This window comes from Pseudomonas putida, assembly GCA_029953615.1.
GTDB lineage: Bacteria > Pseudomonadota > Gammaproteobacteria > Pseudomonadales > Pseudomonadaceae > Aquipseudomonas.
Genome location: CP124529.1, coordinates 4908897 through 4925309 on the forward strand (window position 1 = coordinate 4908897; position 16413 = coordinate 4925309).

Consider the following 16413-nt stretch of genomic DNA (forward strand, 5'->3'; position numbering starts at 1 on the left):
GATCTCAGCCCGGCCCTGATATAGATTCAAAAGCAGCAACCACCCCATCCATTAGAGCGCGAAAAGTTTGCGCCCGCGCATCTGGCCAAAAGCAGCGCCATTGCTACCCTTAACCCACGCGGTCAGATCTCATGGAGAGAAGCGATGCGCATCCCGTTGTCAGCGGTCCTGTCGGTAGTTCTGTATCTTGGCGCCACGCCCGGCTTGGTGCTGGCAGAAGACGTTCCTGCCCCCGACCCGGCACCACAAGCCGACACGGTCGCGGCCAAGGACCCTGTGTTCACCCAGGAGCAACTGGACCAGATGCTCGCGCCCATCGCGCTGTATCCCGATGCGCTGCTGGCACAGGTATTGATGGCTTCCACTTATCCGGGGCAAGTGAGCGAAGCGGTGACCTGGTCCAAGGCCAACCCCAAGGCCACTGGTGACGATGCCGTCAAGAAGGTGGCGAACCAGCCTTGGGACCCTAGCGTACAAGCGCTGGTGGCCTTCCCGCAGGTGTTGGCAACCCTGGGTCAGGACCCGGTCTGGGTGCAGCGCCTGGGCGACGCCTTCCTCGCGCAGCCCGACGATGTCATGGGCGGGGTGCAGCGCCTGCGTCACCAGGCCCAGGCCGCCGGCAACCTGCAGAGCAACCAGTACCAGAACGTGACTGTGCAGACCGCGCCAGCAACAGCACAGGCCTCCAGCGGTAGCAGCACCCAGGTCGTCAAGACCAGCAGCCCGCCCACCACCATCATCATCGAGCCGTCCGACCCGCAAGTGGTGTACGTGCCCAGCTACAACCCGACTACCACCTACGGCACCTGGGCCTACCCGGCATCTCCGCCGGCGTACTACCCGCCACCGCCCATGTACTATCCTGGTTCCGCGCTGGTGGCGGGCCTCGCCTTCGGTACTGGCGTGGCGATCGTTGCCTCGCTGTGGGGTGACTGCGACTGGGGCAACAATGACATCGACATCGACGTCAACCGCTACAACAACATCAACGCCAACAACCGCATCACCAACAACCAGAACAAATGGCAGCACAACGCCGCCAACCGCGACGGCGTGCCATACCGCGACTCCCGCAGCCGCCAGCAGTACGGTCGCCAGCTGGATGGCGCCACCCAGCGAACTGCCTTCCGTGGTGACGACGCGCAGCGCGCCCAGGCGCGGGACAAGGCCCGGGCGTCGATGGACCGGGCCGGCATCGAACGGCCGGCCACCAGCAACCGACAGGCACGCCAGCAGATGCGCGAGGCGCAGGCGGGCAATACGGTCGGCAACCGCATGCAGCCCCGCAGCGACAACCCGAGGGCAACCGACCGCCGCCAGGACACCCGCACTACCCAGGCCAGGCAGCAGAACAACCAGGTGAACCAGCGCAGGCAGGGCGAAGGCGAGGGGCGGCAACTGGCGCAAAACCGGCCCGCCAACACCGCCGGCCGGGCGCGTAACAACGCCTTCGCCGGCGTGCGTTCGCCCTTGAGCACCAGCGCGCAGGCCAGCCGTGGCCGTACCAGCCAGTCGTTCGCCCAGCGCCCGAGCGCATCGCGTGCTGCCGGGCACCAGATTTCCCGGCCCAGTGCGCCCGCACGCCGTGGCGGAGGTGGCCGTCGATGAACCGTCAATCGCTAGCAGCACTGCTTTTCACCGCCGGTATCGCCTGGTCAACCCTGGCCGCTGCGCAGGAGGCATTCCCGACGCCAGAGAAGGCCGTGGAAGCCTTTGTTGCGGCACTGGGCCAGGCGCAACCGGATGAAGCCCGCCTGGCTCAATTGCTGGGTGATGACTGGCGTACCTACATACCGCGTGGCGGCGTGCAACGCAGTGATGTGGACACATTCCTGGAGCAGTACCGCGCACAGCACAGCATCGACATGTCGGGGGCGAACAAGGCCATTCTCGCGGTAGGGAGTGATCACTGGACGCTGCCCATACCGTTGAGCAAAGGTAGCCAGGGCTGGCGTTTCGACCTCAAGGCCGGCAGCGCCGAAATCCGCGCCCGGCGCATTGGTCGCAACGAACTGGGTGCCATGCAGTCGATGCTGGCCTATCACGATGCGCAGATGGAGTACGCCACCCAGGACCACAACGGCAACGGTGCGCTGGAGTACGCGCAGAAGATTTTCAGCGAGCCCGGCAAGCATGACGGGCTGTACTGGGATGACGATGGCCAGGTCAGCCCGCTGGGCCCGTTGTTCGGCCAGGACATGGTCGGCGATGCCTGGTATGGCTACCATTTTCGCATCCTTGACGCGCAAGGCCCATCTGCCCCCGGCGGTGCCTACAGCTATCTGATCGGCAACCAGATGAGTCGCGGCTTCGCCATGGTTGCCTGGCCGGCCAGGTACGATGACACCGGGGTGATGAGCTTCATGATCAGCCATGACGGCGAGGTGTTCGAAAAAGACCTCGGCCCCCACGGGGACAAGCTGGCCAAGGAGATGAAACGCTTCGACCCGGATGACAGCTGGAAGGTGGTGGATGTGCCTGCGGGGGATTGACCCTGTGCGATCCGGCAAGCAATGACGGCCTATGGCCCCAACATCCGCTCTACCAGCCACTGCCCAGCCGGCCCCAGTGCGCGCCGGCTGGACCAGACCACATCCATATCAACCCGTCGCGGGTACCCAGCCACCTGCAGTTCCACCAAGCCACCGCCAAACCGTGCCACCAGTGCCCTGGGCAGTTCGGCCCAGCCGAACCCGCGCACGGCGAATTCCAGCAGGGTGAGGTAGTCCGGTGCCGACCAGGCCTGGCCACGACCCTGGTGCAAGCTTGGAGCATAGGTCTTTATATACAGCTGCCTGACGGTTTCCAGGTGCTGCGTCTGCACCTTGGGCAAAGCCGCCAACGGGTGCCCGCTGGCTACGTACACGCCAAACTCGGCCTGCTCGGGCAGGCGTGCCACGGCAACGTCTGCGGGGTAGCCGGGCTGCGTGGCAAGAATGCCGATGTGTGCCAGGCCCTGCTGGATCAGTTCGATCACATCGGCATCTTCGGACGGGCCGCAGCGCAGTTCGGTATGCGGGTAGTGCTGGGCGAAGCGGGCCATCACCGCGCCCTGGAAGGTCACGCTGTAACTGTCCGACATCACTACCGAGACCAGCGCCTCGACGTTTTCCGCCAGCCTGACGGCCAGGGCATCGAGCTGGGCGCTGGCATCGAGAATTGCCTCGACATGGCTCAGCACCTGCCGCCCAGCCTCGTTCAGCGCGGGGTGGCGGCCGCCACGGTCGAACAGTGGGCAACCCACATCGGTCTCGAAATTGGCGATGGCAATGCTGATGGTGGACTGGCTTTTGCGCAGCTTGCGCGCCGCAGCGGAAAACGAACCCAGCGATGCGGCTTCGACAAAGGCGACCAGGGCTTCGGGTGAGTAGCGCATTGTATTGATAAAACCGATGGGAGCTATTTCGCGAGTATCGGTTCTGTCAAAGAAAATAGGAAGCACGACTCACGCAATGGATGGAATGTGCAATGAAAAACGTGTCTTTCACCGAACGCCTGGTTCACGCCGTCGGTTATGAAGTGTTCGCCGTGCTGCTGTGCGCGCCGCTGTTGTCCTGGATCATGGGCAAATCGCTGGCGACGGCGGGGGCGCTGGCGGTGATCCTGTCGGTGATCGCCATGCTGTGGAACATTGTCTACAACGCGCTGGTCGATCGTTATGTGCAGACCGAGCGTATCCACTGGAAGGCCCGCGCGCGGTTTGTGCATGGTCTGGGCTTTGAAGCCGGATTGGTGGTTTGGTGCCTGCCGGTGGCGGCGTGGATGCTGGACATTTCGCTGCTGCAGGCGTTCATGGTGGAGCTGGGCTTTTTCGTGATCATCCTGCCCTACACCGTGCTGTACAACTGGGCCTTCGACAAAGCCCGGCACCTGCTGATGCAGCGTCGCCTTGCATAAGCCCTTCCTTGTGGGAGCGGGCATGCCCGCGAACACCGGCGAAGCCGGTGCCAGCCACCGAGCCGACTGGTTCGCGGGCGCGCTCGCTCCCACAGGGACATGTCTTTCGAGCATGAGTGCGCAAAAAACGGGGCATGCCATCGCTGGCATGCCCCGTTTTTCAAACCGTCAAAGCGCCTCAGGCAACCTTGACGATCCAGCCTGCGGGCGCTTCCACGTCACCGCTCTGGATACCGGTCAGCTCGTTGTAGAGCTTCTGGGTAACCGGGCCGACCTTTTCCAGGTCATGGAACACGTGCAGCTTGCCGTTGTACTCGATGCCGCCGATCGGGGTGATCACCGCAGCGGTACCGCAGGCGCCGGCTTCGATGAAGCGGTCCAGCTTGTTGATTTCCACATCGCCTTCGATCACGGTCAGGCCCAGGCGCGATTGCGCCAGTTCCATCAGCGACAGGCGGGTGATACCTGGCAGCACCGAGGCCGATTTCGGGGTGACGAACTCGTTGTTGGCGGTGATGCCGAAGAAGTTGGCCGAACCGACTTCCTCGATCTTGGTGTGAGTCAGCGGATCGAGGTAGATGGCGTCGGCGAAGTTGGCTTTCTTCGCTTCCGCGCCCGGCTGCAGGCTGGCGGCGTAGTTGCCACCGACCTTGGCCGCGCCGGTGCCTTGCGGGGCCGCGCGGTCGAAGCTGGAAATCTGGAAATTGTGCGGCTTCATGCCGCCCTTGAAGTACGAGCCAACCGGGATGGCGAAGATCGAGAAGATGAACTCGGGGGCGGTGCGCACGCCAATGTTGTCACCTGTGCCGATCACGAACGGACGCAGGTAGAGGGCGCCTTTGCCATGCGGCGGCACGAACTTCTCGTTGGCCTTGACCACTTGCTTGCACGCCTCGATGAACACATCGGTCGGCACCTGCGGCATCAGCAGGCGGGCGCAGCTGCGCTGCATGCGGGCGGCGTTCTGGTCCGGGCGGAACAGGTTGATCGAACCGTCCTTGCAACGGTAGGCCTTCAGGCCCTCGAAGCACTGCTGGCCGTAGTGCAGGGCAGTGGAGCCTTCACTGATGTGCAGTACGTTGTCTTCGGTCAGGGTGCCTTTGTCCCACTCGCCATTGCGCCATACGGACAGGTAGCGTTTGTCGGTCTTGATGTAGTCGAAACCGAGCTTGTCCCAATTAATGCTTTCGTTGCTCATGACACCCTCATTGTCTTGCAGGTGCCCGATCGCTCGGGCTGCTGTTATATGCGCACCACGCCACCATAATACATCCGTGGCAGATCGGGAACGGCCAGTCACGAATTGATAGCCTGCAATGCATTTTTTTCGTTTGCTACAGCTGCAGGTACGCGTCAAGCGCCAGGTTTTGCAGCAATACCGCGTCGTGCGAGGCCACCACCAGCGCCCCGCGAAACTGCCCGAGCATGCGCTCCAGGGCTGCTAGTGATGGCAGGTCCAGGTGATTGCCGGGTTCGTCCAGCAACAACAGGTCGAGCGGTCGTTCTCGGTACAGCACGGCGGCCAGTGCCGCCTTCATCCGCTCACCACCACTTAGCAGGCCGCTGGGCAGTTCGATACGGGCCGCATCCAGGCCCAGTTGCGCCAGGCGGCTGCGCAAGTCGCCCTGGGCCAGTGTCGGATTCGCCTTGCTCAGGTGGTCGAGCACGCTGGTATCGCTGGGTAATGCGCTGCAGTGCTGGTCGAGCAGGGCGGTTTCGCCACTGAGGCGCAGATTCTCGGGCGGTGCTGGCAATTCACCGTTCAGCAGCTTGAGCAGGGTAGACTTGCCACTGCCGTTGGCGCCGGCCAGGCCCAAACGCTGGCCCAGGCACAAGCGCAGGTTCAGTGGTTTGCGCGTGCCGTGGGGCAGGCGCAGCGCCTGCAGGGCCAGCACTTCCCGGCCCGGATGGCGCTGTGGCGTGGGTGCGTGCAGGGTAATGGCACTGTCCTGCCCGACTTTGCGAGAGGCGTCACGCACTTTGCCCTGCAGCGCCTGCCGGGCATCACGATGGTCGCGGCGCTGCTTGCCCGCAGTGGACTGGCTGCGTTCCTGCTGGCGGTCGATCAGGATCTTGGCCTGGTTGGCATGCCTGGCGTTGCGCCCGGCGCGGGCTTGGTGACGTTCCAGGTCTTCGCGCTGGCGTTGCAGTTCGCGCATCTGGCGTTGTTGCTCCTGTTTCAGGCGGGCAAGTTGCTGTTGGGCCTGCGCAGTCTGGCTGGCTTTCCGGGCCGAATAGAAGCTGTAGTTGCCGCCATAGGCCTGCAAGCCCAGGCTGGACAACTCGACGATGCGCGCCATGTGGGCGAGCAGGCCGCGATCATGGCTGATCACCAGCAAGCCTCGGTCCCAGGCTTGGATCATGCTCAGCAGTTGGGCGCGGGCGTTGCTGTCCAGGTGATTGCTCGGTTCGTCGAGGATCAGGTAGTCCGCTTCGCTGAGCCAGGCGCCGACCAGCGCCACGCGCATGGCCTGACCGCCGCTCAGGCTGTGGGCGGGCTGGTGCCAGTCAAGCTGCCCCAGGCCGTGCCGTTGCAGCTGCCCCTGCAATTGCTCGCGGATATCCCAGCGTTCGCCAACGGTGTCGAAGTCACTGGCTGCGACGCTGCCTTGCTCGATGCGCTCCAGCGCAGCGAGCACCGAGCCCACCTGGGCCAGGTCGGCAACCGTGGTGCTGTGCTCGATCACTTGCTGGTCCAGAAGATGGATGCGCCCAAGGCGCCGACACTGGCCCCTGCTGGGCTCGCGCTGGCCGGCAAGTATCTGCCCGAGCAGGCTCTTGCCCACGCCGTTGCGCCCGACCAGGCCGGTGCGGCGTTGGTCGAAGGTTTCGCTGAGGTCGGTAAACAACAGCCTGCCGTCAGGCAAGGCCAAGGAGACGCTGTCCAGCGTCAGGATCGACATGTTCGTCATGCACAACTCCACAAATGCCGCGACATCTCCGGGGCGAACCGGAGGCTGAAGACTGGCCGTCGAAGGGACGGCGGCATCAATGGCGCATTGGACGAATACCTCGTAACAGGGGAATGCGTAGCCTAACGGATAGAGACAGCGTTGTCGCGGGAAAACAGATTCCGCAAGTGCGCCACGGACCCTGTGGGAGCGGGCGTGCCCGCGAACACCGGCGAAGCCGGTGCCCAGTGCAGGCAGGAAGCGCCAGAACCGCGCATGCCCCTGGTTCAGCGCCCCATCAAGCGCTTGCTCCAGTCGCCCCCGTGGCTCTGCTGGCAGGCCTCTTCACTGTCAAACCGAACATGCCAGGCCGGATGGTCCAGCTGAATGCCGGCCTGCTCCAGCGCAAGGCCCGTCAGCGCCAGCATGCGCACCTTCGCGTCGCCCGCCAAGGCGGTGGCCTTGTCGGCCTCTCGCTCGAACACCCAGGTAATGCGCAGGCTGGCCGGAAAATCTTCGGGAGCCAGACGGTGGGTAAGCCAGCTGAAACCAACGATTTCCGCCTTTGCTGTTTCGCAGGCATCGGTCAGGCAAACCACCAGTTCACGCTCCAGGCGTGCAATATCGCGCTTGTTCAGGGGTTTCACCGGTGGGCCTCGCTGCTCAAAGCCACCACTGTAACGCAGTCGCGCCAATTGTTGTCGGCCGGCCCGACAGCAATGGTTGACCACCCGCCAGCCACTGCGTAGCCTTGCCACTTCGAGGTTCTTCGGCCAGGCCGAAGCTAAGACGGGAACGCGGTACAAGCCGCGGCTGCCCCCGCAACTGTAAGCACCGACAACGGATCGACACAGCCACTGCGCCCGCGCGCGGGAAGGCGTCATCCCGCCAGCCTGCTGCTCCAGCGGGCACATGGAACGGTGCGAGCCAGGAGACCTGCCTCGTCACGTTTTCGACTTTCAACCGGGCGGGGTGATCCGGTGGCGAACAAGCCCGGCCGGCCTGGCCCGCGGCTGTCGTCCTGCATGCCCGCGCCACACTGCCAAGGGCAATGCGACATGAAAACACTGGCCAAGCTCCCCGTCACCATCGTCACCGGCTTCCTCGGCTCGGGCAAGACTACCTTGCTGCGCCACATGCTCGACAATGCCCAGGGCCGCCGCATCGCGGTGATCGTCAACGAGTTCGGCGAGCTGGGCATCGATGGCGAAATCCTCAAACAGTGCAGCATCGGTTGCACCGAGGAAGAAGCCAGCGGCCGCGTCTACGAGCTGGCCAACGGCTGCCTGTGCTGCACCGTGCAGGAAGAATTCTTCCCGGTAATGCGGGAGCTGGTGGCACGCCGTGGCGACCTGGACCATATCCTCATCGAAACCAGCGGCCTGGCACTGCCCAAACCTCTGGTGCAAGCCTTCCAGTGGCCGGAAATCCGCAACGCCTGCACCGTCGACGCGGTAATCACCGTGGTCGATAGCCCGGCTGTGGCTGCCGGCACCTTCGCCGCCTACCCGGACCAGGTCGATGCCCAGCGCAAGCTCGACCCTAACCTGGACCACGAATCGCCGCTGCACGAGCTGTTCGCCGACCAGCTGGCCAGCGCCGACCTGGTGGTGCTGAACAAAGCCGACCTGATCGACGCCGAAGGCCTGGCCAAGGTCCGCGCCGAAGTCGCCGAAGAACTGCCGCCAGCGGTGAAAGTGGTCGAAGCCAGCAGCGGCAAGCTGCCACTGGAAGTACTGCTGGGCGTGGGTGCCGAGTCCGAGGCGCACATCGATGGCCGCCGTACTCACCACGACTCGCACCACGACGGCGACGACCATGACGATCATGACCACGACGCCTTTGATTCCATCTCCATCGACCTGCCGGAAGCCGACGAAAGCCTGCTGCTCGACGCCCTGACCCAATTGGTTGTGGAGTTCGGCATCCTGCGCGCCAAAGGCTTCGCGGCCATCCCGGGCAAGCCGATGCGCCTGCTGGTGCAAGGCGTGGGTACCCGTTTCGACAAGCACTTCGACCGCGCCTGGCGCGCCGACGAGCCGCGCATCACCCGCCTGGTGCTGATCGGCCAGGACCTCGATGCCGCCCAGCTTGAAGCGCGCCTGCGCCAGGCCCTGGGCGCCTGACCCATGCACCTGCTGCGGACCCAGCCCGGCGGCTTCGTGCCGGATGACAGCATTGCCGACCTCGGCCAGACACCCGCCGAGCTGGTGATTCTCTGCAGCGGCGATTCGCACCTGGCATTGCTCGCCGATACCGCCGAGCAATTGCCCGAGGATTTCCCCAGCCTGCGCCTGGCCAACCCGATGCAGGTGCAGAACCACGCCTCGGTCGATCTATACGTTGACGAAGTGCTGCGCCATGCCAAGGTCATTCTGGTGTCGCTGCACGGTGGCGTTGGCTACTGGCGCTATGGTGTCGAGCAACTGGTCGAGCTGGCAGCCCGTGGCGTGCAGCTGATTTTGGTGCCGGGCGACGACCGCCCGGACCCGGAGCTGACCAGCCTGGGCACTGTCAGCGGCGCGCAGGCCGAGCGCCTCTGGCACTACCTGCGCCAGGGCGGCAAGGCCAACGCCATCAACCTGTTCAACTGCCTGGCCAACCAATGGCTGGGCCGCGACTATGCCTGGGACGAGCCGCAGCCGTTGCCGCGCACGGCGGTGTACCACCCGCAGAAGGGCAGCGCGGCGCTGGAGGACTGGTACCCGCACTGGCACCCCGAACACCCAGTGGCGCCGCTGTTGTTCTACCGTTCGCACCTGCAGGCGGCCAACACTGCGTTCATCGACGTGTTCTGCCAGCGCCTGCAGGCCGCCGGGCTCAACCCGTTGCCGATCGCCGTGGCCAGCCTCAAGGAAAGCGCCTGCCTGGAGCAGGTCGAAGCCTGGCTGGACGAGGTCGGCGCCGAGGTGCTGGTCAACACCACCGGTTTTGCCCTGTCCAGCCCGGAACGCCCCAACCTGCGCCCGTTCCGTCGCGACATTCCGGTGCTGCAGGCCATCTGCGCGCAAGACAACCAGCCCGGCTGGGAAGCCAGCGAGCAGGGCCTGGGCGCGCGCGACCTGGCCATGCACATTGCCTTGCCCGAGCTGGACGGGCGCATCATCACCCGCCCGGTCAGCTTCAAGGACATGGCCTGGCGCAGCGAACGCAGCCAGTCCGATGTGGTGTGCTACCGCGCCCACCCCGAGCGCATGGACTTCGTCGCCGAACTGGCGCGCCGCTGGGTCGAGCTTGCCCGCCTGCCGAACGCCCAGAAGCGCGTGGCCCTGGTGCTGGCCAACTACCCGACCCGGGATGGCCGCATTGGCAATGGTGTCGGCCTGGATACCCCCGCAGCCGCGCTGAACATCCTCAAGGCCCTGCAAGCCGAAGGCTACCCGCTGGCCGATTTGCCGGGCAGCGGCACGCAACTGATCCACCAGCTGCTTGGCGGCGTGACCAACGATCTCGACCACCTCGATCAGCGCCCCTGCGCCCAGAGCCTGAGCCTGGCCGATTACCAGGCCGCATTCGAGCGCCTGCCCGAGGGCAACCGCCAGGCGGTACTGGAGCGCTGGGGGCCGCCCGAGCAAGACCCGATGCACCGCAGTGGCCGGTTGATGGTCGCCGGCCTGCGCTTCGGCCTGACCTTCGTCGGCATCCAGCCGGCACGCGGCTACCAGGTGGACCCCAGTGCGGTGTACCACGACCCCGACCTGGTGCCGCCGCACGGCTACCTGGCGTTCCACTTCTGGCTGCGCCATGCCTTTGCAGCTGATGCGGTGATCCATGTTGGCAAGCACGGCAACCTCGAATGGCTGCCCGGCAAAGGCGTAGGGCTGTCGGCCCAGTGCTGGCCGGACGCCTTGCTCGGCCCGCTGCCGAACATCTACCCGTTCATCGTCAATGACCCGGGCGAGGGCGCCCAAGCCAAGCGCCGCACCCAGGCGGTGATCATCGACCACCTGATGCCGCCGCTGACCCGCGCCGAAACCTATGGGCCGCTGCGGCACCTGGAGCAACTGGCCGACGAGTTCTACGAAGCACAGCTGCTCGACCCGCGGCGCGCGCGCGAGTTGCAGCGCGATATCCTCGAACTGGTCAAGGCCAACCACATCGACCGCGAGCTGCAACTGGAAGGGCAACTGGACGATGCCGCCGTGTGGCTGCCACGGCTGGACACCTACCTGTGCGACCTGAAGGAATCGCAGATTCGCGATGGCCTGCATGTGTTCGGAGAATCGCCTGAAGGGCGGCTGCGCCTGGATACCCTGCTGGCGCTGTTGCGGGTCGAGCGTGGCGACGGCCGTGGCGGCAATGCCAGCCTGTTGCGGGCCCTGGCCAAGGCGCTGGTGCCGGGCTTCGACCCGCTCGATTGCGAACTTGGCCAGCCGTGGCAGGGCGCACGCCCTGACCAGCTGCAGGCCATGAGCAGTGAACCTTGGCGCACCTGTGGCGACACCCGCGAACGCCTGGAGCTTTTGGCGCTGCAGGTGATCGAACAGGCGTTAAGCAGCGCAGCGCAGTTGCCCGACCAGAGCGAATGGCAGCCGGTGCAGGACGTTGTACAGGCCCTGCGCGATGCGGTGGCACCAAGCCTGGACGCCTGTGGCACCGCCGAAATGAATGGCCTGCTGGCAGCGCTGGCCGGGCGTTTCGTGCCCGCCGGCCCCAGCGGCGCGCCTAGTCGTGGGCGCCTCGACGTGCTGCCCACCGGCCGCAACTTCTATACCGTGGACGTGCGCAACTTGCCCACCACCACGGCCTGGCGCCTTGGCTTCGCCTCGGCCAACCTGATTCTTGAAACGCCACTTGCAGGACCATGGTGACCACCTGCGCCAGCTGGGCCTGTCGGTGTGGGGTACGGCAACCATGCGCACCGGCGGTGACGACATCGCCCAGGCCATGGCGCTGATGGGCGTGCGGCCGGTGTGGGCCACCGGCAGTCAGCGCGTCGACGACTTCGAAATACTGCCGCTAAGCTTGCTCGACCGCCCACGGGTGGACGTGACTTTGCGCGTTTCCGGGTTTTTCCGCGATGCCTTCGGCAACCTGATCCGCCTGTTCGACGCCGCTGTGCAGGCAGTGGCCGCGCTGGACGAACCCGACGACCTCAACCCCCTGGCCGCCCGCGTGCGCAGCGAGCGGGCCGCACTGCTGGAGCAGGGCGTGGACGCCGAACAGGCCGCGCGCCAGGCCGGCTGGCGGGTGTTTGGTGCCAAGCCCGGTGCCTACGGTGCCGGGGTGCAGAACGCTATCGACGGTCGCCTGTGGCATAGCCGCCACGACCTGGCCGAGGTCTACCTCAACCATGGCGGTTACGCCTATGGCGCCAGCGACGACGGTACCCCGGCCCGCGCCCAGTTCGCCCAACGCCTGGCCAAGGTGCAGGCGGTGCTGCAGAACCAGGACAACCACGAGCATGACCTGCTCGATTCCAACGACTACTACCAGTTCCAGGGCGGTATGCTGGCGGCGTCGGAAACCTTGAGCGGGGCTGACGTTGCCAGCTACCACGGCGACCACAGCCAGGCTGACCGGCCGCGCATCCGCACCCTCAAGGAAGAGCTGAACCGGGTCATCCGCGCCCGGGCGTTGAACCCGAAGTGGCTCGACGGGGTCAAGCGCCACGGCTACAAGGGCGCCTTCGAGATGGCAGCGACGGTCGACAACCTGTTCGCCTTCGACGCCACCACGCACCTGATCGACGACCATCATTACCAGGGGTTGGCCGATGCCTACGTGCTCGACCCGGCAACCCGCGATTTCATGCGCGAGCACAACCCCGAGGCCCTGCGCGACCTCACCGAACGCCTGCTGGAGGCCCAGCAGCGCGGCCTGTGGCAGGCGCCAGGCGACTACCGCGAAGCCCTTGAGGAGCAGCTGCTCGACGGCGAGGAACAGGCTTGAAATGAGTGAACCCGTACAATTTCCGCTGGCCGCCGTGGTCGGCGCCGACGACCTGAAGCTGGCGCTGTGCCTGACCGCCATCGACCCGAAAATCGGCGGTGTGCTAATCGAAGGCCCACGCGGCATGGCCAAGAGCACCTTGGCCCGCGGCTTGGCCGACCTGCTCGGTGAGGGCCCGTTCGTCACCCTGCCGCTGGGCGCCAGTGAAGAGCGGCTGGTCGGCACCCTCGACCTGGATGCCGCGCTGGGGCAGGGCAAGGCACAGTTTTCCCCGGGCGTGCTGGCCCAGGCCGACGGTGGCGTGCTGTATGTCGATGAAGTCAACTTGCTGCCCGATACCTTGGTCGATCTGTTGCTCGACGTGGCAGCCAGCGGCACCAACCGCATCGAGCGCGATGGTATTTCGCACCGGCACAATGCCCGTTTCGTACTGATCGGCACCATGAACCCGGAAGAAGGCGAGCTGCGCCCGCAGTTGCTCGACCGCTTTGGCTTGAATGTGGCACTGGAGGGTTTGCCCGAGCCGCAGGCGCGGCAGCAGATCATCCGCCGTCGCCTGGCCTTCGACAGTGACCCGCAAGCGTTCTGCGCGCAATGGGCGCAAGCCCAGGCGCAATTGCGCGAGCGCTGCCAGGCGGCGCGCCACGCCCTGGCCGCCATTGCCCTGGATGACCAGGCGCTGGCCTGGATCACCGAGCGCTGTTACGCCGCTGGGGTCGATGGCCTGCGCGCCGACCTGGTCTGGCTACGCGCCGCCCGCGCCCACTGCGCCTGGCGCGGTGGTGTGGCGATCGAAGAAGCCGATGTCGATGCAGTGGCCGAGTTCGCCTTGCGCCATCGTCGCCGCGTTACGCCCCAGGCCAACCCGCCGTCGCAGCCTGAGCAGCCGCCCAGTCAGCAAGGCGCTGGCAACCCTGGCGAACAAGGCGGGCAGGGCGACTGGGGCGCATTGCCGGCGCAGCCCGTGGCCAGCGGTGCCCGCCGCGAGGTGCCGAACTGGGCAAAAAAGCCCTGAGCATCCCCCAGCCACCTGCCAAAGGGGCGGATGCCAAAACCGGCGCGGGCAAGCAGTACGGGGCCAGCCGTGGGCGGGCGCACAGTGCTGCGGCCGGTCGTGTGGCCTGGCTGCCGACCCTGCTCAAGGGCCGGCCACGCCAGCGCCAGGACCTGTGCTGGCAGCAACGCCAGGCCAGGCCCGCAGAATTGTGGTTGGTGATCGTCGATGCCTCGGCCTCGACCCGCCGCCATCAGGCGCTGGCACAAACCAAAGGGCTGCTGGCGGCGCTGTTCGACCAGGCCTACCGCCAGCGTGCCCGGCTGGCCCTGCTTACTGCCAGCGGGCGCACGCCGCAATGGCAGCGCCACGGCCTGAAGGCCTCGGCCGCTTTGCAACCGTGGCTGCAAGCCTTGGGGGCCGGTGGTGGCACGCCATTGATCGCGGCGCTGGAGCAGGCTCGGCACTGGCTACAGGGGCGGCAACGGGCCCAGCCTGAAGAAGCGTTACGTTGCCTGGTGTTTACCGACGGTCGCCTGCAGCACTGGAACACCGTGCAGCCGATGCCGTGTGCCACTCTGCTGGTGGATATGGAACTGGCGCCGGTGCGCCTGGGGCGTGCGCAACGTCTGGCTCAACAACTTCAGGCTGATTACCAGCACTTGCAACAGTTCAGGTTGGTGGATTGATGAAGTATCGGTGCGTCACTATGCCGCAATAAGAAAAGTTGCCAGAACAGCAACCCGGAAGTTGTACAAGTGCGTGGCAATGCACGCACTTGTTTTGCCAGCCGAGATTACTTCGGCATCGACCACGGTTGCAGGTCGTAACCTTTTTCGCACAGTTCGGCACGCACTTCCTCGATCAGGCTGGCCCACTGGGCCGGGTCGGAGTAGATGCGCGAAGACACTTGCTTGCTGCCGATGCGGGTGCTGGTCCGGTCGATCACTGCCAGGCTCAGTTCACCAGTACCGTTGGGTGCATCCCAGGCTACGCACTGGAAGGGTTCGAAGGCGTGGTCGGCAATCAGCAGTGCTTCGTTGACACGGAGCGGGGCATTCATGGTTCGGTCTCTCTATGGTCCCAAACATCCAGGTTAAGTCCGCGTTGCTTCAGGGTCGCCTCGGTTATCGCGATGTGCAGCGCGGGGTTATGTGTACTGATGCTCGTTGTCCGGGGGCGAGTCACACATTGGTTGTAAAAATTTTTGCCAAGGTCGAATCCGTTCTTGCCCATGCCGCCATGTGATGTCGATAAAGTGCGAAAATTCCCGTCACGTATTGTAAAAAAATGATTCGGCAGACAGACGGTACTGGGAACCGTCAACTTCGTTGCTACTGTTAATCGGGCGCCACAACTTGCTGTTTTATTTCAGAAAACCAAAAACTGGCGCCAAGGATCGGTCATGCAACAGCCTGCCGCCCAACGCCGTTTGCTCATCGTCGACCCCTGCGACGACTGCCACCGTTTGTTGCCTGGTTTGCGCAGCGCAGGCTGGGATGTGGACAGCTGCATGCTCGGTGCGGCACTGGAGCATCGTTGCGATGTGGGCCTGTTGCGCTTGCAGGCGTCGCACCTGAGGCGCCCGGACGGGGTCAAGGACTTGATCACGCGCAGCAACACGGAATGGATTGCCGTGCTCAGCGCCGAACAGCTGCGCATGCCGGCTGTCGGCGATTTCGTTTGTGAATGGTTCTTCGACTTCCACACCTTGCCGTTCGACGTTTCCCGGGTTCAGGTTACCCTCGGCCGCGCCTTTGGCATGGCGCGCCTGCGTGGCAAAGGGGCGGTCAGGGTCGATGAGGCGAGCCACGAATTGCTCGGCGAAAGCCGGCCGATTCGTGAATTGCGCAAGCTGCTGGGCAAGCTGGCGCCGACCGAATCGCCGGTGCTGATCCGCGGCGAAAGCGGCACCGGCAAGGAACTGGTGGCGCGCATCCTGCACCGCCAGTCGCAACGCAGCGAGAAGCCGTTCATTGCCATCAACTGCGGGGCAATCCCCGAGCACCTGATTCAGTCTGAGCTGTTCGGCCATGAGAAGGGTGCGTTCACTGGTGCCCACCAGCGCAAAGCCGGGCGCATCGAAGCGGCCCATGGCGGTACGCTGTTCCTCGATGAAATCGGCGACCTGCCGCTGGAACTGCAAGCCAACCTGCTGCGCTTTCTGCAGGAGAAGCACATCGAGCGGGTTGGCGGCAGCCAGCCGATCCCGGTGGATGTGCGGGTACTGGCGGCTACCCATGTGGACCTGGAAAGGGCCATCGAGCAAGGGCGCTTTCGCGAAGACCTGTATTACCGCCTGAACGTGTTGCAGGTAGTGACCGCGCCGTTGCGCGACCGACATGGTGACTTGTCGATGCTGGCCAGCCACTTTGCCCAATTCTACAGCCTGGAAACCGGGCGCCGACCGCGTTCGTTCAGTGACCATGCCCTGGCGGCCATGGGCCGGCATGACTGGCCGGGCAATGTCCGCGAGTTGGCCAACCGGGTACGACGCGGGCTGGTGCTGGCCGAAGGCCGGCAAATCGAGGCGCAGGACCTGGGGTTGCAGCCCCTGGATCAGGTGCAGCATCCGCTGGGCACGCTGGAGGAGTACAAGCACCGGGCCGAACGCCAGGCGCTGTGCGATGTGCTCAACCGGCACAGTGACAACCTGAGCGTGGCGGCCAAGGTGCTAGGCATTTCGCGGCCAACTTTCTACCGGCTGCTGCACAAGCATCAGATTCGCTGAGCAGCAGC

Annotated in this window: 12 protein-coding genes, 1 pseudogene and 1 riboswitch; of the genes and pseudogenes, 8 read left to right on the forward strand and 5 right to left on the reverse strand. The window is 65.0% G+C overall.

The window, feature by feature from the left end; all coding sequences use genetic code 11:
- Positions 1 to 144 precede the first annotated feature (144 nt).
- A complete protein-coding gene (locus QIY50_22475; protein ID WGV20037.1) occupies positions 145 to 1608 on the forward strand; it encodes a DUF3300 domain-containing protein in 1464 nt (487 codons plus the stop codon).
- On the forward strand, positions 1605 to 2492 hold the full coding sequence (locus tag QIY50_22480) for a DUF2950 domain-containing protein (GenBank protein WGV20038.1): 888 nt from the start codon (positions 1605 to 1607) through the stop codon (positions 2490 to 2492). Before QIY50_22475 ends, QIY50_22480 begins: the two co-directional genes overlap by 4 nt.
- Positions 2493 to 2521: 29 nt before the next feature.
- On the opposite strand, the gene QIY50_22485 is transcribed toward QIY50_22480, so the two are convergent.
- Positions 2522 to 3376 carry a LysR family transcriptional regulator gene (locus QIY50_22485; protein ID WGV20039.1) on the reverse strand — a complete coding sequence of 285 codons (855 nt, stop codon included), beginning with the start codon at positions 3374 to 3376 and terminating at the stop codon, positions 2522 to 2524.
- 92 nt (positions 3377 to 3468) lie between these two features.
- Between QIY50_22485 and QIY50_22490 the strand changes: the two genes are divergently transcribed.
- Positions 3469 to 3897 carry a multidrug/biocide efflux PACE transporter gene (locus tag QIY50_22490; GenBank protein WGV20040.1) on the forward strand — a complete coding sequence of 143 codons (429 nt, stop codon included), beginning with the start codon at positions 3469 to 3471 and terminating at the stop codon, positions 3895 to 3897.
- 178 nt (positions 3898 to 4075) lie between these two features.
- Here QIY50_22490 and QIY50_22495 read toward each other — a convergent pair whose 3' ends face one another.
- The 3 genes from QIY50_22495 to QIY50_22505 form a co-directional block, all read right to left on the reverse strand.
- A complete protein-coding gene (locus QIY50_22495; GenBank protein ID WGV20041.1) occupies positions 4076 to 5095 on the reverse strand; it encodes a branched-chain amino acid aminotransferase in 1020 nt (339 codons plus the stop codon).
- Positions 5096 to 5231: 136 nt separating this feature from the next.
- Positions 5232 to 6809 carry an ATP-binding cassette domain-containing protein gene (locus tag QIY50_22500; GenBank protein WGV20042.1) on the reverse strand — a complete coding sequence of 526 codons (1578 nt, stop codon included), beginning with the start codon at positions 6807 to 6809 and terminating at the stop codon, positions 5232 to 5234.
- Between the two features lie 266 nt (positions 6810 to 7075).
- A complete protein-coding gene (locus tag QIY50_22505) occupies positions 7076 to 7435 on the reverse strand; it encodes a hypothetical protein (protein WGV20043.1) in 360 nt (119 codons plus the stop codon).
- A 98-nt stretch (positions 7436 to 7533) separates the two neighbouring features.
- Positions 7534 to 7747: riboswitch (cobalamin riboswitch) on the forward strand.
- Positions 7748 to 7846: 99 nt separating this feature from the next.
- On the opposite strand from QIY50_22505, the gene cobW reads away from it, so the two are divergent.
- The 4 genes and pseudogenes from cobW to QIY50_22525 all read left to right on the forward strand — a co-directional run bounded on the left by cobW (position 7847) and on the right by QIY50_22525 (position 14363).
- Complete coding sequence (gene cobW, locus QIY50_22510; protein WGV20044.1) at positions 7847 to 8914, forward strand: cobalamin biosynthesis protein CobW; 1068 nt, start codon at positions 7847 to 7849, stop codon at positions 8912 to 8914.
- A 3-nt stretch (positions 8915 to 8917) separates the two neighbouring features.
- A pseudogene (gene cobN / locus QIY50_22515) lies at positions 8918 to 12680 on the forward strand (cobaltochelatase subunit CobN).
- A 1-nt stretch (position 12681) separates the two neighbouring features.
- On the forward strand, positions 12682 to 13695 hold the full coding sequence (locus tag QIY50_22520) for an AAA family ATPase (GenBank protein ID WGV20045.1): 1014 nt from the start codon (positions 12682 to 12684) through the stop codon (positions 13693 to 13695).
- A gap of 101 nt (positions 13696 to 13796) precedes the next feature.
- Complete coding sequence (locus tag QIY50_22525) at positions 13797 to 14363, forward strand: VWA domain-containing protein (GenBank protein ID WGV20046.1); 567 nt, start codon at positions 13797 to 13799, stop codon at positions 14361 to 14363.
- A 107-nt stretch (positions 14364 to 14470) separates the two neighbouring features.
- Here QIY50_22525 and QIY50_22530 read toward each other — a convergent pair whose 3' ends face one another.
- Positions 14471 to 14737, reverse strand: coding sequence for a hypothetical protein (locus QIY50_22530; protein ID WGV20047.1), 267 nt, complete (start codon positions 14735 to 14737; stop codon positions 14471 to 14473).
- A 342-nt stretch (positions 14738 to 15079) separates the two neighbouring features.
- Between QIY50_22530 and QIY50_22535 the strand changes: the two genes are divergently transcribed.
- The gene (locus QIY50_22535) at positions 15080 to 16405 is read left to right on the forward strand and encodes a sigma-54 dependent transcriptional regulator (protein ID WGV20048.1); all 1326 of its coding nucleotides are present in this window, start codon (positions 15080 to 15082) and stop codon (positions 16403 to 16405) included.
- Positions 16406 to 16413 lie beyond the last annotated feature (8 nt).

Excerpts from the sequence above, each read along its gene's own strand:
- QIY50_22530 (WGV20047.1), bottom strand. The coding sequence starts at position 14,737 with ATGAATGCCCCGCTCCGTGTCAACGAAGCACTGCTGATTGCCGACCAC.
- QIY50_22475 (WGV20037.1), top strand. The coding sequence starts at position 145 with ATGCGCATCCCGTTGTCAGCGGTCCTGTCGGTAGTTCTGTATCTTGGC.
- cobW (WGV20044.1), top strand. The coding sequence starts at position 7,847 with ATGAAAACACTGGCCAAGCTCCCCGTCACCATCGTCACCGGCTTCCTC.
- QIY50_22500 (WGV20042.1), bottom strand. The coding sequence starts at position 6,809 with ATGACGAACATGTCGATCCTGACGCTGGACAGCGTCTCCTTGGCCTTG.
- QIY50_22490 (WGV20040.1), top strand. The coding sequence starts at position 3,469 with ATGAAAAACGTGTCTTTCACCGAACGCCTGGTTCACGCCGTCGGTTAT.
- QIY50_22520 (WGV20045.1), top strand. The coding sequence starts at position 12,682 with ATGAGTGAACCCGTACAATTTCCGCTGGCCGCCGTGGTCGGCGCCGAC.
- QIY50_22495 (WGV20041.1), bottom strand. The coding sequence starts at position 5,095 with ATGAGCAACGAAAGCATTAATTGGGACAAGCTCGGTTTCGACTACATC.
- QIY50_22480 (WGV20038.1), top strand. The coding sequence starts at position 1,605 with ATGAACCGTCAATCGCTAGCAGCACTGCTTTTCACCGCCGGTATCGCC.
- QIY50_22485 (WGV20039.1), bottom strand. The coding sequence starts at position 3,376 with ATGCGCTACTCACCCGAAGCCCTGGTCGCCTTTGTCGAAGCCGCATCG.
- QIY50_22535 (WGV20048.1), top strand. The coding sequence starts at position 15,080 with ATGCAACAGCCTGCCGCCCAACGCCGTTTGCTCATCGTCGACCCCTGC.